Source organism: Leisingera sp. ANG1 (genome assembly GCF_000203975.2).
Lineage (GTDB): Bacteria > Pseudomonadota > Alphaproteobacteria > Rhodobacterales > Rhodobacteraceae > Leisingera.
On record NZ_AFCF02000005.1, the window covers coordinates 164,755 to 186,580 of the forward strand.

18 protein-coding genes and 1 pseudogene are annotated in these 21,826 nt (G+C 63.7%); 6 read left to right on the forward strand and 13 right to left on the reverse strand.

The genetic code is table 11. The features are described 5' to 3' along the window. Nucleotides 1-64: 64 nt before the first annotated feature. A complete protein-coding gene (locus GC1_RS09290) occupies nt 65-580 on the forward strand; it encodes a hypothetical protein (RefSeq protein WP_152610568.1) in 516 nt (171 codons plus the stop codon). 196 nt (nt 581-776) lie between these two features. Here GC1_RS09290 and GC1_RS09295 read toward each other — a convergent pair whose 3' ends face one another. From GC1_RS09295 to GC1_RS09315, 5 genes are read right to left on the reverse strand one after another with little or no spacing between them, the layout of a single operon-like run. Further along, complete coding sequence (locus GC1_RS09295) at nt 777-1,190, reverse strand: F0F1 ATP synthase subunit epsilon (RefSeq protein ID WP_019298630.1); 414 nt, start codon at nt 1,188-1,190, stop codon at nt 777-779. 56 nt (nt 1,191-1,246) lie between these two features. After that, nucleotides 1,247-2,671, reverse strand: coding sequence for a F0F1 ATP synthase subunit beta (gene atpD, locus GC1_RS09300; RefSeq protein WP_019298629.1), 1,425 nt, complete (start codon nt 2,669-2,671; stop codon nt 1,247-1,249). A 21-nt stretch (nt 2,672-2,692) separates the two neighbouring features. Next, the gene (locus GC1_RS09305; protein ID WP_019298628.1) at nt 2,693-3,568 is read right to left on the reverse strand and encodes a F0F1 ATP synthase subunit gamma; all 876 of its coding nucleotides are present in this window, start codon (nt 3,566-3,568) and stop codon (nt 2,693-2,695) included. Between the two features lie 14 nt (nt 3,569-3,582). Then, nucleotides 3,583-5,121 (reverse strand): F0F1 ATP synthase subunit alpha, encoded by a 1,539-nt coding sequence (gene atpA, locus GC1_RS09310; protein ID WP_019298627.1) that lies wholly within the window; start codon nt 5,119-5,121, stop codon nt 3,583-3,585. Continuing rightward, complete coding sequence (locus tag GC1_RS09315; protein WP_019298626.1) at nt 5,122-5,682, reverse strand: F0F1 ATP synthase subunit delta; 561 nt, start codon at nt 5,680-5,682, stop codon at nt 5,122-5,124. 496 nt (nt 5,683-6,178) lie between these two features. On the opposite strand from GC1_RS09315, the gene GC1_RS09320 reads away from it, so the two are divergent. After that, a complete protein-coding gene (locus GC1_RS09320; RefSeq protein ID WP_019298625.1) occupies nt 6,179-7,984 on the forward strand; it encodes a hypothetical protein in 1,806 nt (601 codons plus the stop codon). 39 nt (nt 7,985-8,023) lie between these two features. Here GC1_RS09320 and GC1_RS09325 read toward each other — a convergent pair whose 3' ends face one another. Next, nucleotides 8,024-8,770 (reverse strand): class I SAM-dependent methyltransferase, encoded by a 747-nt coding sequence (locus tag GC1_RS09325; protein WP_019298624.1) that lies wholly within the window; start codon nt 8,768-8,770, stop codon nt 8,024-8,026. 55 nt (nt 8,771-8,825) lie between these two features. Here GC1_RS09325 and gloB point away from each other — a divergent pair, with 55 nt between their 5' ends. From gloB to GC1_RS09340, 3 genes are all read left to right on the forward strand, one after another. Continuing rightward, nucleotides 8,826-9,599 (forward strand): hydroxyacylglutathione hydrolase, encoded by a 774-nt coding sequence (gloB, locus tag GC1_RS09330; RefSeq protein WP_019298623.1) that lies wholly within the window; start codon nt 8,826-8,828, stop codon nt 9,597-9,599. A gap of 176 nt (nt 9,600-9,775) precedes the next feature. After that, a complete protein-coding gene (gene clpA, locus GC1_RS09335) occupies nt 9,776-12,100 on the forward strand; it encodes an ATP-dependent Clp protease ATP-binding subunit ClpA (RefSeq protein WP_019298622.1) in 2,325 nt (774 codons plus the stop codon). Then, entirely contained in the window at nt 12,100-13,071 is a 972-nt protein-coding gene (locus GC1_RS09340) for a M23 family metallopeptidase (protein WP_019298621.1), read from the forward strand. The genes clpA and GC1_RS09340 overlap by 1 nt, the downstream gene beginning before the upstream one ends. Before the next feature lie 318 nt (nt 13,072-13,389). Here the strand turns inward: GC1_RS09340 and GC1_RS09345 are convergent, their stop codons facing one another. The 3 genes from GC1_RS09345 to GC1_RS09355 form a co-directional block, all read right to left on the reverse strand. Beyond that, nucleotides 13,390-15,231, reverse strand: a complete 1,842-nt coding sequence (locus GC1_RS09345) for a peptidoglycan -binding protein (protein WP_019297852.1) — start codon at nt 15,229-15,231, stop codon at nt 13,390-13,392. Between the two features lie 3 nt (nt 15,232-15,234). Then, nucleotides 15,235-16,425 (reverse strand): motA/TolQ/ExbB proton channel family protein, encoded by a 1,191-nt coding sequence (locus GC1_RS09350; RefSeq protein WP_019297853.1) that lies wholly within the window; start codon nt 16,423-16,425, stop codon nt 15,235-15,237. Between the two features lie 76 nt (nt 16,426-16,501). After that, complete coding sequence (locus tag GC1_RS09355; RefSeq protein ID WP_019297854.1) at nt 16,502-17,032, reverse strand: gamma-glutamylcyclotransferase; 531 nt, start codon at nt 17,030-17,032, stop codon at nt 16,502-16,504. Nucleotides 17,033-17,099: 67 nt separating this feature from the next. Between GC1_RS09355 and GC1_RS09360 the strand changes: the two genes are divergently transcribed. Continuing rightward, a complete protein-coding gene (locus tag GC1_RS09360) occupies nt 17,100-18,098 on the forward strand; it encodes a DUF2125 domain-containing protein (protein ID WP_019297855.1) in 999 nt (332 codons plus the stop codon). A gap of 109 nt (nt 18,099-18,207) precedes the next feature. Here the strand turns inward: GC1_RS09360 and GC1_RS09365 are convergent, their stop codons facing one another. The 4 genes and pseudogenes from GC1_RS09365 to GC1_RS22615 form a co-directional block, all read right to left on the reverse strand. Then, entirely contained in the window at nt 18,208-19,026 is an 819-nt protein-coding gene (locus GC1_RS09365) for an extensin-like domain-containing protein (protein WP_019297856.1), read from the reverse strand. Further along, a complete protein-coding gene (locus GC1_RS09370; protein WP_019297857.1) occupies nt 19,023-19,943 on the reverse strand; it encodes a prephenate/arogenate dehydrogenase family protein in 921 nt (306 codons plus the stop codon). The genes GC1_RS09365 and GC1_RS09370 overlap by 4 nt, the downstream gene beginning before the upstream one ends. Next, on the reverse strand, nt 19,940-21,025 hold the full coding sequence (gene hisC / locus GC1_RS09375) for a histidinol-phosphate transaminase (RefSeq protein ID WP_019297858.1): 1,086 nt from the start codon (nt 21,023-21,025) through the stop codon (nt 19,940-19,942). Before hisC ends, GC1_RS09370 begins: the two co-directional genes overlap by 4 nt. Nucleotides 21,026-21,145: 120 nt before the next feature. Then, nucleotides 21,146-21,826 (reverse strand): annotated as a pseudogene (locus GC1_RS22615) (peptidoglycan-binding protein); the annotation flags it as partial.

Sequence of the window (21,826 nt, forward strand, 5' to 3'; positions counted from 1 at the left end):
GGGCCGGTTCGGACAGGCCGGGTGCCCTGTGGTACACTCGGCCGGAGCCTGCTGGGAGGAGTTGATGAGGAAAATGCTTTTGGCAATCGCTGCCGCAATGGTCATGGCCACTTCGGTAAGCGCCGCCGCTCAGGCCGGTTCAGGCACTGATCCGGCCGAACAACTGATCACCGACTATGAATCCATCGTTGCGGTCGAGCATGATTCCCGTCACCTCTACCACCTTCAAACCAAGGCACTTGTTGCGCATCTCGGTGGCTGGGCCCGCCCGGCCAATGAAGACGGCTCTGAGATCGACGTGTTCTCCGGCGTTTCCAAACAGGTCATCCCGCTCAACCTCAACCGGATCAAGGCGCAGCTGCGCAGAGGCCGCACGGATGAGCAAACCGCGTCGGAAATGTCCGAAATAATCGCGCTGTTCGAGACCGCGATTGCAACCGGGCAGGAAATCTCAACCCTTCTGGAAGCGGGGAAATTCGAGCAGGCCAGTGAACTCTACCGGACCCGGTCGGTCCCGGAGTATGAAAAACTCTGGCGGCGGACGTTCACCCTGATGCGCGGGATCGAGCGCAGGCTTTGATGCCTGGCAAGGCAGGGTCCATGCCCGGCTGATTGTGCCGTTTTCAGTCTGCCGCCCGGAGTTTCAGCAAAACTCCGGCTAGAAAAATTGCCAGATTTCCTGGGCGTTTCCCTCCCAGGAAAACGTCACGGGAGGCCCAACAAAAAACCGGCCCCCACTGGGAGCCGGCTTCTTATTCGTCCAATCCGCGCCTGGATCAGAGGGACATATGGGTGCCCAGGGCTTCCATGTCGGCGAGCAGCTTGGCTGCGTCCTCGACCAGACCGTGCGGCTGGTCTTCCTCTTTCGCGGTCTTGTACATCTCGCGGGCTTCCTCGATCAGATCGTTCATCTGATCGCGGGTCATCTCGGCCATCGGGATCGCGCGTTCGGCCAGAACCGACAGGCTGTCGCCTGCGATTTCGGCAAAACCGCCGGTCACCAGATACTCCGAATTGCCTTCGGGGCTTTCGACCTTCAGCACGCCGGGGCGCAGGGTGGTGATGGTCGGCGCGTGCTGAGGCATCGCCGTCATGTCACCCTCGGCTCCGGGGATCTGAACCGCGCTGGCCTGCAGCGAAGCCAGGCTCCGCTCGGGGCTCACGAGGTCGAATTGCATCGTTTGTGCCATTGGGGCCTCCTTTCAGGGTCCCCCCGCACCGCGAGGGCGCGGGGGAAAATCCGTTCTTAGGCGGCTTCCGCAGCCATCTTCTCGGCTTTGGCGATCACTTCGTCGATGCCGCCAACCATGTAGAAGGCGCCTTCGGGCAGGTGGTCGTATTCGCCAGCCACAACGGCCTTGAACGACGAGATGGTGTCTTCCAGGGAAACCTGGACACCGTCGGAGCCGGTGAAGACCTTCGCAACGTCGAACGGCTGGGACAGGAAACGCTGGATCTTACGCGCACGCGCAACGGTCAGCTTGTCCTCTTCCGACAGTTCGTCCATGCCGAGGATCGCGATGATGTCCTGCAGCGACTTGTAGCGCTGGAGGATCTGCTGAACGTCGGAAGCCACTGCGTAGTGCTCTTCGCCAACGATCTGCGGGTCCATCAGGCGCGACGAGCTATCGAGCGGGTCCACAGCGGGGTAGATGCCGAGCTCGGAGATCGCACGGTTAAGAACGGTGGTCGCGTCCAGGTGGGCAAAGGTGGTTGCCGGTGCCGGGTCGGTAAGGTCGTCCGCGGGAACGTAGACGGCCTGGATCGAGGTGATCGAGCCGTTCTTGGTGGAGGTGATGCGTTCCTGCATCGCGCCCATGTCGGTTGCCAGGGTCGGCTGGTAGCCCACAGCCGAAGGAATACGGCCGAGCAGAGCGGACACCTCAGAACCGGCCTGGGTGAAGCGGAAGATGTTGTCCACGAAGAACAGAACGTCGGTGCCGGACTGGTCGCGGAACTGTTCGGCCAGGGTCAGGCCGGTCAGCGCAACACGGGCACGGGCTCCCGGAGGTTCGTTCATCTGACCGTAAACCAGGGCCACCTGGGACTCTTCCAGGTTGTCCGGCTTGATCACGTTGGATTCGATCATTTCCCAGTACAGGTCGTTGCCTTCACGGGTCCGCTCGCCAACACCGGCGAACACGGAGTAGCCCGAGTGCACTTTTGCGATGTTGTTGATCAGTTCCATGATGAGAACGGTCTTGCCCACGCCGGCGCCGCCGAACAGGCCGATCTTGCCGCCTTTGGAGTAAGGCGCCAGCAGGTCGATCACCTTGATGCCGGTCACCAGAACTTCCGACTCGGTCGACTGTTCGTTGAACTCGGGTGCGGGCTGGTGGATGGCGCGGGTCTCGGATGCGTTGACCGGGCCCTTTTCGTCCACGGGCTCGCCCACGACGTTCAGGATGCGGCCCAGGGTGGCGTTACCGACCGGGATCGAGATCGGGGCGCCGGTGTCGGTCACTTCCTGACCGCGGACCAGGCCCTCGGTTGCGTCCATTGCGATGGTGCGGACGGTGTTTTCGCCGAGGTGCTGAGCCACTTCGAGAACCAGGGTCTTGCCGTCGTTCTCAGTGTTCAGTGCGTTCAGAATTGCGGGCAGGTGGTCGTCAAACTGGACGTCCACAACGGCGCCGATGATCTGGGTCACCTTGCCTTTTGCTTGTGCCATTAGTTGGTCTCCGGTTGTCTCTTAGAGCGCCTCAGCGCCCGAAATGATTTCAATCAGCTCATTGGTGATCACGGCCTGGCGCGAGCGGTTGAACTGGATGGTCAGCTTGTCGATCATGTCGCCCGCGTTGCGGGTCGCATTGTCCATCGCGCTCATCCGCGCACCTTGTTCGGATGCACCGTTTTCCAGCAGGGCCGAGAAGATCTGGGTCGCCACGCCGCGCGGCAGCAGGTCCGCAAGGATCTGCTCTTCGCCGGGCTCGTAGTCATAGACGGCGCCAGTGCTTTCGCCTTCCGATGCCTCGAAGGACGCCGGAATGATCTGCTGTGCGGTGGGGATCTGGGTCACGACATTGACGAACTCCGCGTAGAAGATCGTGGCAACGTCGAATTCACCTGCGTCAAAGCGGGTGAGGATCCCCTTGGCGATGTCCTGCGCGTTGGCATAGCCAACACGTTTGACTTCGCTCAGGTCCACATGGCCGATGAAGTCATCGCCAAGGTCGCGCTTCAGGGCATCGCGGCCCTTCTTGCCGACGGTGAGGATCTTCACCGTCTTGCCCGCGGCCTTCAGCTCAGCCGCCTTTTGGCGGGCGAGCTTGGCAATGTTCGAGTTGAAGCCGCCGCACAGGCCGCGCTCGGCGGTCATGACGACAAGCAGCTGGACTTGGTCGCTGCCGGTGCCGCGAAGCAGCTTGGGCGCTGACTCGCTGCCGCCGACCGAGGCCGCCAGCCCTGCCATCACGGCATTGAACCGCTTGGTGTAGGGACGGGAGTCCTCGGCAGCTTCCTGGGCGCGGCGAAGTTTCGCCGCGGCCACCATCTGCATGGCTTTGGTGATCTTGCGGGTCGATTTGACCGACTCGATCCTGGTTTTAAGGTCCTTAAGACTCGGCATTGCCTCGTCCCCCCTTAAGCGAAGCTAGCGGCGAACTCGTCCAGCGCAGCCTTTACCTTGTCAGCCAGCTCGTCCTTCACCTTACGGTCGTTGTTGGTGATGTCGGCAAGCAGGTCGGCATGTTTGCCGCGCAGGTGGCTCAGCAGGCCTGCCTCGTAGCGGCCGACGTCCTTGACGTCGACTTTGTCGAGGTAGCCGTTGGTGCCGGCGAAGATGACGCAGACGATTTCGGCGTTGGTCAGCGGCGAGTACTGCGGCTGCTTCATCAGCTCGGTCAGACGGGCGCCGCGGGCCAGGAGCTGCTGGGTGGCGGCATCCAGGTCGGAGCCGAACTGCGCAAAGGCAGCCATTTCGCGGTACTGAGCCAGCGACAGCTTAACCGGGCCTGCAACCGAGGACATCGCCTTGGTCTGGGCCGAGGAGCCAACGCGGGAAACCGACAGACCGGTGTTCACGGCGGGGCGGATGCCCTGGTAGAACAGTTCGGTTTCCAGGAAGATCTGGCCGTCGGTGATCGAGATCACGTTGGTCGGAATAAATGCGGACACGTCGCCGCCCTGGGTTTCGATGATCGGCAGCGCGGTCAGCGAGCCGGCACCGAAGTCCTCGTTCAGCTTGGCCGAACGCTCCAGCAGGCGGGAGTGCAGGTAGAAAACGTCGCCCGGGTAAGCTTCACGTCCCGGCGGACGGCGCAGCAGCAGCGACATCTGACGGTAAGCAACCGCCTGTTTGGACAGGTCATCATAGATGATCAGCGCGTGGCGGCCGTTGTCACGGAAGAATTCTGCCATCGCGGTTGCGGCGTAGGGCGCCAGGAACTGCAGCGGTGCCGGGTCGGACGCGGTTGCGGCCACAACGATGGAGTATTCCATCGCGCCGGACTCTTCCAGTTTCTTCACCAGCTGAGCCACGGTGGAGCGCTTCTGGCCAACCGCGACGTAAACGCAATACAGCTTCTTGCTCTCGTCGTCGCCGGCGGCGTCGTTGTAGGATTTCTGGTTCAGCATCGCGTCCAGAGCAACGGCGGTTTTGCCGGTCTGACGGTCGCCGATGATCAGCTCGCGCTGGCCGCGGCCGATCGGGATCATCGCGTCAACGGACTTGAGGCCGGTTGCCATCGGTTCGTGAACCGATTTACGCGGGATAATGCCCGGTGCTTTCACGTCGGCAACGCCGCGGGTAACGTCTTCGATCGGGCCCTTGCCGTCCAGCGGGTTGCCCAGGCCGTCAACAACGCGGCCCAGCAGGCCGTTGCCGACCGGAACGTCCACGATGGCGTTGGTACGCTTGACGGTGTCGCCTTCTTTAATGTCGCGGTCGGAGCCGAAGATCACGATACCGACGTTGTCGGCTTCGAGGTTCAGCGCCATGCCCATGATGCCGCCCGGGAATTCGACCATTTCGCCGGCCTGGACGTTGTCGAGGCCGTAGACGCGGGCAATACCGTCACCGACGGACAGCACGCGGCCGATTTCTGCCACTTCGGCTTCTTGACCAAAATTCTTGATCTGGTCTTTCAGGATCGCAGAAATCTCTGCTGCTTGGATACCCATTTATCCGACCTCTTTCATTGCATTCTGTAGGGAGTTGAGCTTGGAGCGGATCGAGCTGTCGATCATCTTCGAGCCCACTTTAACGACAAGACCGCCGATGATGGAGGCATCGACGGAAGCATTGATGGTAACTTTCTTGCCCACGCGCTCGGCCAGGGTCTTGGCCAGCTTTTCGCTTTGGGTCTTGGTCAGCGCCTTGGCGGAAACCACCTCGGCGGTCACTTCGCCGCGGGCGTCAGCCAGACGGGCGCGCAGCGCCTCGATCAGCGCGGGCAGCACGAACAGGCGGCGCTTGTCGGCCATCAGGGCCAGGGTGTTGCGCAGGACGGGGTCCAGCCCCATCTTGTCTGCCACCGCAGTGATTGCGGCGCCCTGCTCTTCGCGCGACACAAGCGGCGAATGGATCAGGCTGTTAAGCTCTTGGCTGTCAGCCAGCGCGGCTGCCAGATCATTGATGCTGGTTTCAAGGCTGTCGAGCGCCTTGTTTTCTTCCGCGATGTCGAACACCGCCGTGGCATAGCGCGCAGCAATGCCTGCAGAAATCGAAGCTGGTTCGGACACGTCCACCCTTCCGATATGTTTTTGGCCCCGGTTGGCGTACCTGGCGATCAGGAGGCGTCCGGGGGCGTGAGACATCCCCCTTGGCAGCGGGGCGTTGAAATCAGCGTGGGTCTAGCAGAGCGGATGCGACCTATCAACTGCCTATAACGGTAACAGGAAAAAGCATGTTTTCATTGTTTTCAAGGACTTGCACCAAGTGCGGCCCTTTGACCACAGTCGTTTTATAAAAAAGTGCGGCTGAACTGCAGGATTTGGCGATTCCGGAAAGCGGCATTTACGCCAAAAAACGTCACATATGGAGAAAAAACCACCCAAATGGGCGGTGCGGACAGATTTCGGGAATCGAAATGCAACGCCGTTTTGCCGCCGCATGGCCTCTTGAAAGGAAAGGCGCGCTCTTGCTTGCAGCGAGCCGCCCCGAGTGCTGGACAAACCCCTGTTTCGGCGCAATTGTGACGATTATCAAAAAAGAAGATTCAACCGAAGGACCCGCAGTATGCTTGCCGCAATCCTGATGGCCACGGCCGGCGTCGCCGCAGCAGCCGCCGTCATCGACTCGATCAACGACGAAGACGATGCCTCCGTCACCCCTGACGAGCCGGAACTGCTCCCCGAGCCGGAGCCAGAACCCGAGCCTGAATTTGAGGAAACTGTTCGCGGCACGGCCGGAGACGACGTGCTTGAGATATTCAGCGGCCAGACCGGGTTTGGCCTGGACGGCAACGACACTCTCGGCCAGCGCTTTGAGGACAATCTCACCCTGCATGGCGGTGACGGGGATGACTACCTGTACTTTGGCAACAACGGCATCGCCACAGGCGGGGACGGAAACGACACGATTGATGCGGGATCCTTCATCGAAGTGTCCGGCGGTCAGGGCGACGACGAAATCAGCGCCGGCCGGGAAGCCGAGGTTGATGGCGGCAGCGGCAATGATACGATCAGCGCAGGCTTGCAAGGTACCGTTACGGGCGGTGCCGGAAATGATCTCATTGACAGCGGCAGGGAGAGCGCGGTTTCAGGCGGCACCGGCGACGACACGCTGAGCGGTTCAAGCGGCAGCACGCTTGAAGGCGGCGCCGGAAACGACGAAATCCACCTCCGGCCCTGGTCTGGCGAACGTGCTTACGGCAGCGGCGGTGACGGCGCAGATAACCTGACCGGCAACGGCCACGTGGATCTTCATGGCGGTGAAGGCAACGACACGCTGACCTATACCCACGCCTTTGACCGGAGCGAGGCCCCTGGCATTCTGACAGGCGGCGCCGGGGCAGATGTGTTCAACGTTGGGACGACGCATACCGGCGCGACAATCACGGATGCGGAGAAGACAACCGCCATCATCCGGGACTTTGACCCCGAGGAAGATGTACTGGCGCTTTATACCGGCGAATTCGAGGGACAGGATTTTGGCAGCATAGTGGAGTTTGAAACGCGCCCTGACGGGGACAGCACAGAGGTGGTTGTTCGCTTTACTGGTTCCCATGCCGCCTCTGACGCCTACGTCAAGACGGCGGTGATCCGGGTGGAAGGTGTCAGCGATCTCTCTGCAGACCAGATCCTGCTGATCGACAGCGGCGGACCGGAGCTTGACCCGGTGTTTGGCGACGGCACCGGTGAAACCTACGCTGGCGGCAGCTCCTCCTATTATTCCACTTTTGGCGGAGATGACACTGTTGAGGCGGGCGGCATTCACGATGTTGCACGGCTGGGAGACGGCAATGACGTGCTGACCGCCACCAGCCACAGCCTGTCGGTGAACGCCGGCAACGGCGATGATGCCATTGTCTGGACCCCTGCCGGATCTTCGGACAGCGGCAGCATCATCGACCTGGGCGCAGGTGATGACACGCTGACGGCCAGCGGTGACAACCTTGAGGTCCGCACTGGCCTGGGCACGGATGTGGTCGACATTTCCCGCGACGCCGGCGCAGACATCGAAGTCCAGAGCCAGGGCGGCAATCAGCTCAGCGTTGGCATGGGCCACGATGTGCATATGGCTGGCGATGGCGACCGGATGACCGTGAATATCTACCCTGAGCATCTGGACCGGGACTCGGGGCTGCTGACGCTGGCTAGCTCAAGCGTCACGGATTTCACCGTCACATTGAACCTGCCTTCGGAGATTGAAGGCCCCCTCGAAATCACCCGCGAATTCGACGGGCGGTATGAGCAGCAGGAAGTCTACCGCTACACGTTCGCGGCTGAGGATGGGACTGAGCTGCTGGTGATGGACATTCCGGAGGGCAACGCATTCTCCGCGGATGATGTCATCGTGAACAGAGACGTGGTGTTTACCTGATTGCCAGAGCCGGGCGGTTCTGATTGCCCCGGTGCCGCTTCAGGCCGGTTCCGGCATCGGGTTTGACAGCCCCTCCAGCACCCGGATGCGGCTGGGCGACTTGGTGCGGGTCATGTGGCCTTTTTGCGGGTAGGTCTGCTTGCTGACTTCGACCATGAACACCCCGCCGGCCAGCATTGCGGGCAGCTTGCGGCCCATCTTTTCCAGCATAGCGCCGGATTTCAGCCAGAACCGCTTGTGGCTGGGCAGCCGGTAGAGCGCGGCGGTGTGCTGCTCAATGGCGAACTGATGTTCGCGCAGCTGCCCCTCCAGCTGGCGCAATGTGTAGGGCCGGCCAAAGCCGAAGGGCGTCAAATCGGAGCGCGCCCAGAGGCCCGCCCGGTTCGGGACAATGAAAATCGCCCGTCCGCCCGGCCCCAGCGCCCGCCAGCATTCCTCCAGGAGCTTGCTGGGCCGTTCCGAGGTTTCCAGCCCGTGCATCACCACCAGCCGGTCAGCTCGGCCGGTGTCGATGGGCCAGCTGGTCTCCTCGCACAGGACCGAAACGTTCGGCATGCCTGCAGGCCATTGCATCACCCCCTGCGGCCCCGGCATAAGCGCCATCACCCGGCGCGCCTCCGGCAGGTAGGGGCGTAACAGCGGTGCGGCAAAGCCGAAGCCTGCCACTGTCAGGCCGGCGGCCTCCGGCCACAGCTCCAGCAGACGGCCGCGGATCGAGGCCTGCGCCGCGCGCCCCAGGGTGCTGCGGTAGTAGAAGTTCCTGAGATCCTGGACATCAAGATGCATTGCGGGCGCCTGCTGCTTCGGCCAATCTGGGCGCAGTTTAGCAATGTAAAGGCGAATGACCATGCCTCTTGAGATCATCACCCTGCCCTGCCTGTCGGATAACTATGCCTTTTTGATCCATAATCCGGCCTCTGGCGAGACCGCGCTGGTGGATGCGCCCGAGGCCGGCGCCATCAAGGCCGCCCTGTCTGAGCGCGGCTGGGGGCTGGACTGGATCCTGCTGACCCACCACCACTGGGACCATGTGGACGGGGTGGCGGAGCTGCGCGAGGCCTATGGCGCCAAGGTGACCGGTGCGAAGGCGGACGCCCACCGGCTGCCTGATCTGGACAAAACGGTAGAGGACGGCGGCAGCTTCACCCTGCTGGGTGAGGAGGTGCAGGTGATAGATGTATCCGGCCATACGGTCGGCCATATCGCCTATTACCTGCCCGGCGCGGCGGCGGTTTTCACCGCCGACAGCCTGATGGCGCTGGGATGCGGACGGCTGTTTGAGGGCACACCCCAGCAGATGTGGGCCAGCCTGTCGAAACTTGCCGCGCTGCCACCGCAAACTATGGTTTATTCAGGACATGAATACACCCAGGCTAACGGTGCTTTTGCGGTCACCGTGGACCCCGGCAACCCGGCGTTGCAGGCGCGGGTAAGTGATATCGCAAAGGCCCGCGAAAGCAGCACCCCCACGGTGCCGTCCTCCCTGCAATTGGAACTTGACACCAATCCGTTCCTGCGTGCCGGTGACAGTGCCGTGAGAGCACATCTGGGCATGCAAGGCGCTGAAGACGCAGAGGTTTTTGCCGAAATCCGCAAGCGCAAAGACAATTTTTGAGCAAATCAAGGGTATCGGGGCGCAACAGGGAGAAAATAATTGTGACCCCAAAATGAAGAAAAGACCTTGAAGCCGGCGCTCTATCAACCAAACTCTAACCTTATAAGCACATGGTTGAACTGAGGGGTTGGTTAATACCGCCCCACCGGCCAACCCAAGATCAGAGGAGCACGACCGTGCCTTCATTCTCGAGCACCCTGGAACAGGCCATTCACGCAGCGCTGGCGCTGGCGAATGAACGCCGTCATGAATTCGCAACCCTGGAACACCTGCTTCTGGCCCTGATCGACGAGCCCGACGCGGCCCGCGTGATGCGCGCCTGCAGCGTCGACCTTTCGGAATTGCGATCCTCACTTGTGGAATTCGTGGATGAGGATCTTGCCAACCTTGTGACCGACATCGACGGATCGGAGGCGGTGCCGACCGCGGCCTTCCAGCGCGTCATCCAGCGCGCCGCGATCCACGTCCAGAGTTCGGGACGGACTGAGGTAACGGGGGCGAATGTGCTGGTCGCCATCTTTGCCGAGCGCGAGAGCGACGCCGCCTATTTCCTGCAGGATCAGGAGATGACCCGTTATGACGCGGTGAACTTCATCGCCCATGGCGTTGCCAAGGACCCGGCCTACGGGGAATCCCGCCCGGTCTCCGGCGCGACCGAGCAGGAAGAGGACAATCTGACCGCTGCGCCCGAGGGCGAGAAGAAGGAGTCGGCGCTGGCGAAATACTGCGTCGACCTGAACGCAAAATCCCGCGACGGCGACATCGACCCGCTGATCGGCCGCGACCACGAGGTGGAGCGCTGCATCCAGGTGCTGTGCCGCCGCCGCAAGAACAACCCGCTGCTGGTGGGCGACCCCGGTGTCGGCAAGACCGCCATCGCCGAGGGCCTGGCGCGCCGCATCGTGTCCGGCGAAACCCCGGAAATCCTGTCGGAAACCACCATCTACTCGCTCGACATGGGCGCATTGCTGGCGGGCACCCGCTACCGCGGCGATTTCGAGGAACGGCTGAAGGCTGTCGTCTCCGAGCTGGAGGAGCATCCGGACGCGGTGCTGTTCATCGACGAGATCCATACCGTGATTGGTGCCGGTGCAACTTCCGGCGGTGCCATGGACGCCTCCAACCTGCTGAAGCCTGCGCTGCAGGGCGGCAAGCTGCGCACCATGGGCTCCACCACCTACAAGGAGTTCCGCCAGCACTTCGAGAAGGACCGCGCGCTGTCCCGCCGGTTCCAGAAGATCGACGTGAACGAGCCGACGGTGGAGGATTCCATCGAGATCCTGAAGGGCCTGAAGCCCTATTTCGAGGAGCACCACGGCATCAAGTTCACTGGCGATGCGATCAAGACCGCGGTGGAACTGTCGGCGCGCTACATCAACGACCGCAAGCTGCCGGACAAGGCGATCGACGTCATCGACGAGGCCGGCGCCGCGCAGCATCTGATCATCGAGAGCAAGCGCCGCAAGACCATCGGCGTCAAGGAGATCGAGGCTGTTGTGGCCAAGATCGCCCGCATCCCGCCCAAGAACGTCTCCAAGGACGATGCCGAGGTGCTGAAGGATCTGGAGAAGTCGCTGAAGCGCGTGGTCTTCGGTCAGGACGACGCCATTACCGCCCTGTCGAGCGCCATCAAGCTGGCCCGTGCCGGACTGCGCGAGCCGGAGAAGCCCATCGGCAACTACCTGTTTGCAGGCCCCACCGGCGTCGGCAAGACCGAGGTGGCCAAGCAGCTGGCTGATCAGCTGGGGGTGGAACTGCTGCGTTTCGACATGTCGGAATACATGGAGAAACACGCTGTTTCCCGCCTGATCGGCGCACCGCCGGGCTATGTCGGGTTCGACCAGGGCGGCCTGCTGACCGATGGTGTCGACCAGCACCCGCACTGCGTTCTGCTGCTCGATGAGATCGAGAAGGCGCATCCGGATGTCTACAACATCCTGCTGCAGGTGATGGACAACGGCCAGCTGACCGACCACAACGGCCGCACCGTGAACTTCCGCAACGTGATCCTGATCATGACCTCCAACGCGGGTGCATCGGAACAGGCAAAGGCCGCCATCGGCTTTGGCCGCGACCGCCGCGAGGGCGAGGACACCGCCGCCATCGAGCGCACCTTCACGCCGGAGTTCCGCAACCGCCTGGATGCGGTGATCTCCTTCGCGCCGCTGGGCAAAGAGGTGATCCTGCAAGTGGTCGAGAAGTTCGTCCTGCAGCTGGAAGCCCAGCTGATGGACCGCAATGTGTCGATCGAACTGACCCGCAAGGCGGCCGAATGGCTGGCTGAGAAGGGCTATGACGACCGCATGGGCGCGCGTCCGCTGGGCCGCGTCATCCAGGAGCACATCAAGAAGCCGCTGGCAGAGGAGCTGCTGTTCGGCAAGCTGACCAAGGGCGGCGTGGTCCAGGTCGGCATCAAGGATGGCAAGCTGGATCTGCGCCTGGAAGGCCCGGGCAAGCCGCGGATCTCCGGTGACAAGCCGCCGCTGCTGACCGCGGACTGATGCGCCTCGCATCCCTGCTGACATTACTATCGCTCGCCGCGCCCGCCGCGGCGGGCGATTTTGTTTTGCAGTTCCCGCTGGACTGCACCCTGGGTGAGGATTGCCGCATCCAGCAGTTCGTGGACCGCGATCCCGGTAAAGAGGCAACCGATTTCACCTGCGGCACGCTCAGCTATGACGGCCACAAGGGCACCGACTTTGCCTTGCCCTACTTGTCGGACATGCACGCAGGTGTTGCCGTGCGCGCGGCGGCGGATGGTGTCGTCCGCGGCACCCGGAATTCGATGCCGGATCAGTATGCCAATGGCCAGAACGAAGCCGCCATTGACGGCAAGGAGTGCGGCAACGGCGTGGTGCTAAGCCACGGCAGCGGCTGGGAGACCCAATACTGCCACATGAAGCGCGGCTCGGTCCGGGTTGAAAGCGGCCAGAAGGTCCGGGCCGGTGATGTGCTGGGCGAGGTTGGCCTGTCCGGCCAGACCCAGTTCCCGCATCTGCACCTGTCGGTGCGCAAGGACGGCGCGGTGGTGGACCCATTTGCGCCGGACAGCCTGGACAGCTGCGGCGGACCCGCCTCGCATACCCTGTGGGCCGATCCCCTGCCCTACCAGCCGGGCGGGCTGATCGGGGCCGGATTTTCCACGGCCATTCCGGAATTTGACGCAATTCAGGCCGGCACCGCTGATCAAGCACCACTGGCGGCGGATGCGCCTGCGCTGGTGTTCTGGGCCTATGCCTATGGCAGCCAGGCCGGCGACCAGCTGGAGTTGAGCGTGACCGGTCCAGGCGGTGAGCTGGTCTCGCACAGCGAAGCGCTGGAGCGCACACAGGCGCAACTGTTCCGCGCGGCCGGGCGCCGCCTGCGCGGCGGGCAATGGCCTGCAGGCACCTATACCGGAACCGCCCGGCTGATGCGGGACGGCACCGAAGTGGACAGGTTTTCCCGTACCATGGTGATCCCGCCCGCCTGAGGCGCAGTCTCTCAACGGTATTGCAACCGCCGCTGCCGGGGCGTCAGCCGCGGCAGCGGCCCGGCGCGGCGGCCCGGCAGGGCCGGCTGGCGCCGGGCGGGAGGCCTCTGCCTGCGGGCTGCCGTGCGGCCGGAAGCCGCTTCTAATTTGATAAATCCGGAAACCGCAATAGTTTATAGGACAGCCCTACTGCCCGGTGGGGCAGCAACCCGTGTGTAACTAGTAGCTTGTCTCCTTTAGTGAAGCGGGTTGCACCCCGCGGGCCGTGGCGGGGTTCTGCTGCTCAACTGGTCCGCTGCTGGCGGGTGCCCGGACGGCTCACTTCTCGGTAAACTTCAGCTCGATCCGGCGGTTCTGGGCACGCGCCTCAGGCGTGTCTGCCGGGTTGACCGGCTGGTATTCCCCGAACCCGTTGGCGGCCAGCCGCGACGGCGGCACACCCAGCGCCTCAACCATGTAGCGCACCACCGACAGCGCCCGGCCCTGGCTAAGCTCCCAGTTATCGGCAAACTTGGGGTGTGCGCCCAACGGCGTGTTGTCGGTGTGCCCGTCGACCCGGATGATCCAGTTGATCTCCGGCGGGATGGCCGCCACCACGCTTTGCAGGATCGACACCACCTTGGCGATCTCCACCCGCCCTTCAGGCGACAGGGTGGCGCTGCCGGGCTGAAACAGAACCTCGGAGGCAAAGACAAAACGGTCGCCCTGGATGCGGACCCCCTCCTGCGTGCCCAGCAAATCGCGGAGGCGGCCGAAGAACTCGGAGCGGTAGCGCTCCAGGTCCTGCGCCTTGGCGGTGAGCTCCTCCGCTTCGGCCTCCAGCCGCTTGCGCTCCTGCTCTTCCAGCAGCCGCCGCTTGCGTTCCTCGGATGCCGCGCGGGCCAGGGCCGCGTTCAGGTCCTGACCGAGGTTCTGCAATTGTACCTGCTGAGCCGCGTCGCGGGCCTGGTAGTCGTCCAGGATGGCCTGCAGTCCGCCCAGCTGCTCGCGCAGGGCTGCGACCTGTTGATTGAGCAGCGCGGTTTCGCGGCGGGCTTCTTCCGATACCGCCTGTTCCAGCGAGAGGGCGGCCCGAGCCTGGGCCAGCAAGGCGGCGCGTTCTTCGGCCTGGGTCAGCCGTTCGGTTGCGGAGGCTTCTGCCGCCTCCTGCGCAGTCACTGCCGCCAGCAGGCGCTGGCGCAGCACGTCCAGATCCTCTGCCTGGGTTTCCGCGGCTGCGAGGGCGGCTTTGGCTTCGGCAAGCTCCGCCGCCAGCCGTCCGGCCTCGGCGTCGGAGCCTGCACGGGCGGCTTCCAGTTCCAAGAGCTGCGCGTCCAGCTGTTTCTTTGCGGCCTCTGCCGCCGCCAGCAGGGTCAGGGTGTCCTCAGCCTGTTGCCGCTGCGCCTCCAGCGCCAGGGTCATGGCGGTCAGTTCCGCATCTGCCGACTGCAATTTCTCGCGCAGGGCCTCAGCGGCGGCGGCCTCAACCAGCCGGGCGGCCTCCTCCGCGCTCAGCTGTTCCTGCAGGCCGGCGATTTCTTCTGACTTGGCTGCCTCCTCCGCTTCAAGGCTGGCGATCAGCGCCTCCATCGCCTCGCGCTGTGCAGCTGCCAGCCGGGCAGCCTCTGTCTGGGCGTCGATTTCGCCGCGGGCCTGGGCCAGCGCCAGATTCAGCGCTTCCTGCTCGCTGAGGAGTGCGGCGCGGGCGGCTTCGAGGTTTTCGCGTTCTGCGCTGAGGTCCGCAATCCGCGCCTGAGCTGCGTCGCGGCTGGCGATCAGCGCGGCCACCTGAGCCTCAAAACTGGTGATACGGCTGGCAGCCTCGGCCAATTCGCCGGCCTGGCGGTCGCGTTCGGCGGTCAGCGAGGTGATCAGGCTGCGGGCCTGTTCCAGATCCTGTTCCGCCGTGTTGAGGGTCGAGGTCAGCGCCCCCAACCGGGCGTTCAGGCGCCGGTTTTCGCGTTCTTCCAGCCCCAGTGCCGAGGCCAGCGCGCTGACCTCGGCGGAGAGTTCGTCCAGCTGGCTTTCCTGACCGGTGATGGTTTCGCGCAGCACGAACTGCACCACCATGAAGATGGTCAGCACAAACATCAGCACCAGCAGAAGCCCGGTCATCGCATCGACAAACCCCGGCCAGATCGAGGCCTGGAACCGCTGTCCTGTGCGCCGGGAAAGGGCCATAGCTTACTCCCCCGTGCCCCGGTCCGATGTGCCGCCGCGGGCCAGGCCGCGCGGACGGGCAAAGGCCTTGATCATCAGGTCGATGTCCTTGCGCAGCTCGGTCAAGCTTTCCTGGCGGCCGGCCGAGATTTCCTCGAGAATGCGCAGCATCTGCACGTCGATCGAGCGCAGCCGCATCCGGCTTTCAGCGTCGATGCCGCCGTGTTCGCTTTGGGCGCGCAGGATCTCGGTCAGCGCCTCCTGACCCACGGCAACCCGGTCCAGCGCCGCGGTGATGGTGCCGGTCTGATCCTGTCGGCGGTTCATGTCCTGGATGGTTTCGACCAGATCCGTCAGGCGCTGATCCACCGCGGCGCGGCCTTCGGCGGTTTCAACGAACATGACCTGCAGCGCCTCCATCTGCTCTGCCATGGTGTCGAGCACCTGGGAGACCACGCCGCTGTCCCCGGCGCCTTCCTCGCCGGAGGAGAAGCTGACGCGGGTGATGGAGGAGAGCCATTCCTCCAGCTCGCGGTAAAAGCGGTTCTGGCCATGGCCTGCGAAGAGTTCGAGCAGGCCAACAATCAGCGAGCCCGCGAGGCCCAGCAGCGAGGAAGCGAAGGCGACGCCCATGCCGCCCAGCTGCGCCTCAAGGCCCGTCATCAGGCGGTTGAAGACCGAGAGGCCCTCCTCACCTTCCTGCGGCGCAAGGCTGCGGATGGTGTCGACAACCGCGGGAACGGTGGTGGCAAGGCCGTAGAAGGTGCCAAGAAGGCCCAGAAAAATCAGCAGGTTGACGATGTAGCGGGTGATCTCGCGGTCTTCGTCGATGCGGCTGGCGACGGAGTCGAGAATGGATCGTGTGGAGGAGGATCCCAGCTGCATCCGGGCAGAACGCGAACCCAGCAGCGAGGCCAAGGGGGCCAGTATCGAAGGCGGGCGGCGGTGATCCTGAGTGTCGCCCGCGGCAAAGCGTTCGATCCAGCGCACCGAGCCAATCAGCTGCACCACCTGCCAGAAACAGGCCAGCACACCAATCACGAAAACCAGCACGATAAAGCCGTTGAGCCAGGGATTGGCCTGGAACACCGGCAGCACCCGCGGCAGCGCCACGAAGGCGCCGAACCCCGAAAGCCCCAGCGCGATCAGCATCATGATGATCTGCCGCACCGGCTGGGAGAACTGCGGCCGGGTCTTGCGGTCTGGCTGCGCCATATTGCTGGCTCCTGACACTTTTGTCTGCTCGTGTTGCCCCGCAGCCTATAAGCAAAGTGTCAAAAGCGCCAAGGCTTTATGCGGTGATTTCCCGCACCCGGCCCGCCAGCCAGTCCAGATCGCTGTCATGCAGCCCGATCTCGGCCAGATGCTCTGCGGTGTTGTAGAGGTATTCGGTATTGGGGCCGCGTCCGCCCACGGCGTGGGCGATGATCTGGGCCTGCTCTTCGAGGCTGAGGCCGCCGCAATACTGCACATGATGCGGGTCGATCACATAGGTGACGGCGGTGACCGTGGAGCCATCCGCCAGCTCGACCGCAAGGTCACGCTCCAGATAGGCAGAGGAAATCAGCTCGCGCTCGCGCAGCTCCGCCAGGGTCTGCTCCTCGTGGCCCGCCTCAACCGCCAGGGCGATGCCCTTGCAATGGGCGTCTTCGACCGCGTCCAGCGCCAGCACCAGGCCGGGTTTTTCTTCGCTTCCGCGATGGTGGATCGAAGACATGCAGAAGGAGCGCGCGTAGCCGTGCAGCACCGCGATCTCACGCCGCGCCACAGGAAAACCCGGGTTCCAAAGAAGTGATCCGTATCCGAATACCCACATTGTCATGTCGTCTGGCCCTTTCCGTGCCCTCCCTATAAACAGCAATCCTGGTCCGGACAAAAGAGGCTATCCGATGCGCCTGGCAAAACTGCTGATTGCGGCCCTTCTGGTGTGGAGCCTCTATTGGGCGGCGGCGGCCTGGGGGCTGAAAAACGGCATTGCCGCCTGGTTCGGCGTGCAGGAGAACCGGGGCTGGCAGGCGGAGTATGCAGGGCTGGAGACGCAGGGTTATCCGTTCCGGCACCAGACCCGGATCAGCCGCCCAACGCTGGCGGATCCGCGCAGCGGCACGGCCTGGCGGGCAGACTGGCTGGAGCTGTCGAGCCCTGCTGCCTGGCCTGGGCATCTGGAGCTGCACTTCCCGGCGACGGCACAGCGTTTGTCCTACTTTGACCGGACTGCGGTGATTGCTGCTGACGGGCTGCAGGCCAGCCTGCACCTGAAGCCTGGCGCGGCGCTGGAGCTTGAACAGATGGCCGTTGTGGCGGACAGCTGGCAGATTGCCCGCAGCGGCGAAACCGTGCTGAGCGGCGCGGCGCTGGACCTGCGCATGGTGCAAACCGAAAGGCCAGAAACCTACCGGATCACCGCAGACGCAAGGGAGTTCGCCCCGCGCGCCGCCTGGCGGCGGCTCTTGGCGGCCAGCGCGCCGCTGCCGGAGCGGTTCGACACGCTGGCGCTGGAGATGGCAGTTGCCTTTGACGCGCCCTGGGACCGCTCCGCACTGGAGCAGCGGCGGCCGCAGCCGCGCCGGATTGATCTGAAACTGGCCGATGCCCGCTGGGGCGATCTGCGGCTCAAGGCCACTGGCGCACTGACGGTGGATGAACAGGGCCTGCCGGAGGGAGAGATTGCCCTGCAGGCGGAAAACTGGCGCGGGCTTGTGCTGATGGCCGAACGCAGCGGTGCATTGCCCCCTTCCTTGCGCAACTCGGTGGAGCGGGTGCTGGGCCTGTTGGCCGGCGCCAGCGGCAACCCGCAGAACCTGGATATCACGCTGGGGTTTGCAGACGGATATGTCACCCTTGGACCGCTGCCCATGGGCCATGCGCCGCGGCTGATCATCCGCTAGGCCAAACGCTGGCTTGTATCCATCTAGAGATTTCTTGCGAGGCTCTGCCTCGCGCTCCAGGGTATTTGGGGCCAGATGAACAGTGGATTCTGAATTGCTGCCCGGGGTCTCAGCGGCAATAGGTGCCGCCTCGGTAGCGGGCCACGTCGAGGTGGAAGTGGTCCTTGTGATAGCGATCTGCTTCCGGCCCCAGCACGGTGCCGAAGGGGCCGCAAGCGGCGCGCCAGATCTTTTTCAGCTTCTTGCGGGTCTTGCGGTTCTGCCAGCCGTGCAGCACCGAAACGGTCTCTCCGCTGGCGAGGGTAAAGCCGGAAATGTCGATCGCCCGCGCCTTGCCGTGTTCGGAGATCTTGGCGCCAGGGCGGTTGTTGCGGGTGCGGCAGGCGTAATGGGCGGCGACGCGCAAGCCGACAACCTTGTTGCGGCGGCCAAAAGCGGTTTCGACCTCTCGGTTGATCCAGGTCTTCAGCGCGCGGGCGGTGTTGCAGGTCATCAGCGAGGCCTGGCTGAGGCGCACCCCGGCAATCTCGCGCACCCTCACCGCGTCCTTGGCGCCGCAGCCGGGTAGCGTGCCGGAGACGTGGCCGACGTCGTCACCCTGAATGTCGATATCACCGCAAACCGAGCCCTTGCGGCGCTGGCGGCGTTTGAACAGAACCTGCTCTGACAGGCTGTCCGGGCGCGCGAAGGGCAGCAAGGATGCGCCGGGCGCCAGCATCGGCAGATTTGCAGGCCGGGAGGCTGCCGCCAGGCGCTGTTCCGATTTCGGGCGTGAGACCGGGCGGATGCCGGGCAGCGGCGCTACGATGGCTTCAAGGCTCGCGTCCCCCGCAAGGCGAGCGGGCGGCTCCAGTGAGGCATCCGGCGTTGCGGCCAGCGCCGCCCCGCCGAACACGGCTGCCAGGATCAGCACGCCTGCGCGGATCACTTCTTTTGCCCCCGCCCGAAGTCCGGCGCGTCAGTGTCCTGACCGGCTTCGATGATGCCGCGGCGGATGGCGCGGGTATGCGTGAAATAATCGTGCAGATGCTCGCCGTCGCCGGTGCGGATGGCGCGCTGCAGGGCAAAGAGTTCCTCCGTGAAGCGGCCGAGGATTTCCAGCGTGGCGTCCTTGTTGGTCAGGAACACGTCACGCCACATGGTCGGGTCCGAGGCGGCAATACGGGTGAAGTCGCGGAAACCGGCGGCGGAATATTTGATCACCTCGCTGTCGGTTACCCGGCGCAGGTCGTCCGCTACACCCACCATGGTATAGGCGATCAGGTGCGGTGTGTGCGAGGTGACGGCCAGCACCAGATCGTGGTGGTCAGCATCCATTTCATCGACATTGGCGCCCATCCCTTCCCACAGCGCGCGCAGGCGGGCGGTGGCCTCCGGATCAGTGCCCTCGACCGGGACCAGCAGCGACCAGCGGTTGTCGAACAATTCGGCAAAACCGGATTCGGGGCCGGAATGCTCCGTCCCTGCCAGCGGGTGCGCAGGAACGAAATGAACACCCTCTGGAATATGCGGCTGCACCGCCTCGATCACATGGCGTTTGACCGAACCGACGTCAGACACGGTCGCACCGGGTTTCAGCACCGGCGCGATATCTTCCATCACCGGCCCCATGGCACCGACCGGCACGCAGAGCACCACCAGATCAGCGTCTTTCACCGCTTCGCGCGCGCTGTCGCAGACGCGGTCGCAGAGGCCGATCTTGCGAGCAGTTGCACGCGTTTCTTCGCTCCGGGCATAGCCGGTCACTTCACCCGCCAGCCCTGCGCGTTTCATTGCCCAGAACATTGAGGATGCAATCAGGCCCAGGCCGATCAGCGCGACGCGGCCGTAAACTTGCTCGCTCATGCCTGCCCCTCTTTGAACGCCTTGACGCACTGCGCGATGCGGCGGCAAGAATCCTCGTCGCCGATAGTGATGCGCAGCGCGGTGGGCAGGTTGTACCCCGCCACCCGGCGCACGATTAGCCCCTGGGCCTGCAGATACAGGTCGCAGGCTTCTGCTTCAGCCTGGCTGGAGAAACGGGCCAGGATGAAATTGGTGCTGGAGACGTCCGAGGGCACGCCGAGTTCAGCCAGCGCATTTGCAAGCCAGCTGCGCCACTTGGCGTTCTCGGCCCGGCAATGGTCCACAAAGCCCGTGTCACGCACCGAGGCCTCGGCCCCCGCCAGCGCGGTGCTGGACACGTTGAACGGTCCGCGCACGCGGTTCAGCACATTGATGATCTCCTTGGGGCCGTAACCCCATCCGATCCGGGCGCCGCCCAGGCCGTAGATCTTAGAGAAGGTGCGGGTCATGAAGACGTTGCTGCGGGAGGCAATTACGGCCGCGCCTGCATCAAAGCCTTCGACATATTCCGCATAGGCGCCATCGAGCACCAGGAGCGCGCCCGCCGGGATACCATCGGCCAGCCGGGCCACCTCACCCTCGCTGATCATGGTGCCGGTGGGGTTGTTGGGGTTGGCGATGAACACCAGCTTGGTCCTGGCGGTGCAACCCGCCAGCAGCGCATCCACATCGGTGACACGCTCGCGCTCCTTCACCTCCACCGGGGTGGCGCCGGCGGCCAGTGCGCTGATGCGGTACATCGCAAAGCCGTGTTCGGTATACAGCACCTCATCCCCCGGCCCGGCATAGGCCTGGCACAGGAAAGCGATGATTTCATCACTGCCTGCGCCGCAGATGATCTGCTCCGGATCCAGCCCGTGCACCTCGCCGATCGCCTGCCGCAATGCTCCGTGATCCGAGCTGGGATAGCGGTGCATTTTAGCCGCCGCATCCTGCATTGCCTGGACGGCGCGCGGGCTGGGGCCAAAAGGGTTCTCGTTCGAGGAGAGCTTCACAACATTGCTCACCCCTTTCACATGGGCAGCCCCGCCCTGGTACAGAGCGATGTCCATGATACCGGGCTGCGGTGTGAGTTGAGTCATAATACGGGCTCCTTAATTCCAACCCGTCATAACGGCCCAAACGCTGGCGGGGAAGCACCAAGATGACGCTCCCCCATGCTGCCGCCCCCTCCGGCAGCCTGCCCCGGCCGTGCGCCTGCGTTAATGCGCAGTTGCGGACTTGGGCATTTTCCGTTTGGCCTCTGCCATGATGATCTTCTGGATCTTCTTGCGCAGCTCCATGTCCTTGCGCATCGCCTCATTTGCCTGTTTCTGCATGGTAGAGGCCGATTGCGAGCCGTCGGCGCCGTTCAGCGCCTCACCCGCGTATTTGCTGAGCGACTTGCCGGAGATCTGTTTGGCTATCTCGCCGTAGATGGCGTCACCGTGCAGCTTGATAAAATCTTCGGTCGCTTTGGTGCCGTATTTGGCGATGAGGTCTTTCTTGACCGCGCCCTCCATGGCGGCGGGCGCCAGCTTGGTCTTGAGGAACTTCTCGGCGGCCCCGGTGAAGCCGGAGGAGAATTTCTCCAGCGCCTTGCCCGCGCCTGCGGACATGATGCCTGCGGTCAGGATCTTGGCGATGCTTTCCTTGATCTCCTTGGTGTTGGGCGGGCGGCCCTTTTCGATCAAGGGCTTTGCCAGGCCGATGGTTTCCTTCAGCGCCTCAGTCACCATGGCCTCGCCGGCCTTGGATTTCAGGAACTTCTCGAAGAAGACTTTGACTGCCTTCTTGGGCATCTCGCGCGACAGTCTGGAGGCCGCGGCCTTGGCCAGATCATCGGCAAGACCTGCCGAGAGTTTCGAGGTCAGCTTGCCGCCTGCCGCCCCTGCCAGGCCTGC

Coding starts and splice junctions, on each gene's coding strand:
- GC1_RS09290 (WP_152610568.1), top strand. CDS start 65: ATGAGGAAAATGCTTTTGGCAATCGCTGCCGCAATGGTCATGGCCACT.
- GC1_RS09360 (WP_019297855.1), top strand. CDS start 17,100: ATGCGCCTGGCAAAACTGCTGATTGCGGCCCTTCTGGTGTGGAGCCTC.
- GC1_RS09305 (WP_019298628.1), bottom strand. CDS start 3,568: ATGCCGAGTCTTAAGGACCTTAAAACCAGGATCGAGTCGGTCAAATCG.
- GC1_RS09350 (WP_019297853.1), bottom strand. CDS start 16,425: ATGGCGCAGCCAGACCGCAAGACCCGGCCGCAGTTCTCCCAGCCGGTG.
- GC1_RS09295 (WP_019298630.1), bottom strand. CDS start 1,190: ATGGCACAAACGATGCAATTCGACCTCGTGAGCCCCGAGCGGAGCCTG.
- gloB (WP_019298623.1), top strand. CDS start 8,826: ATGACCATGCCTCTTGAGATCATCACCCTGCCCTGCCTGTCGGATAAC.
- GC1_RS09325 (WP_019298624.1), bottom strand. CDS start 8,770: ATGCATCTTGATGTCCAGGATCTCAGGAACTTCTACTACCGCAGCACC.
- hisC (WP_019297858.1), bottom strand. CDS start 21,025: ATGACTCAACTCACACCGCAGCCCGGTATCATGGACATCGCTCTGTAC.
- GC1_RS09340 (WP_019298621.1), top strand. CDS start 12,100: ATGCGCCTCGCATCCCTGCTGACATTACTATCGCTCGCCGCGCCCGCC.
- atpA (WP_019298627.1), bottom strand. CDS start 5,121: ATGGGTATCCAAGCAGCAGAGATTTCTGCGATCCTGAAAGACCAGATC.
- atpD (WP_019298629.1), bottom strand. CDS start 2,671: ATGGCACAAGCAAAAGGCAAGGTGACCCAGATCATCGGCGCCGTTGTG.
- GC1_RS09370 (WP_019297857.1), bottom strand. CDS start 19,943: ATGAGCGAGCAAGTTTACGGCCGCGTCGCGCTGATCGGCCTGGGCCTG.
- GC1_RS09355 (WP_019297854.1), bottom strand. CDS start 17,032: ATGACAATGTGGGTATTCGGATACGGATCACTTCTTTGGAACCCGGGT.
- GC1_RS09320 (WP_019298625.1), top strand. CDS start 6,179: ATGCTTGCCGCAATCCTGATGGCCACGGCCGGCGTCGCCGCAGCAGCC.
- GC1_RS09345 (WP_019297852.1), bottom strand. CDS start 15,231: ATGGCCCTTTCCCGGCGCACAGGACAGCGGTTCCAGGCCTCGATCTGG.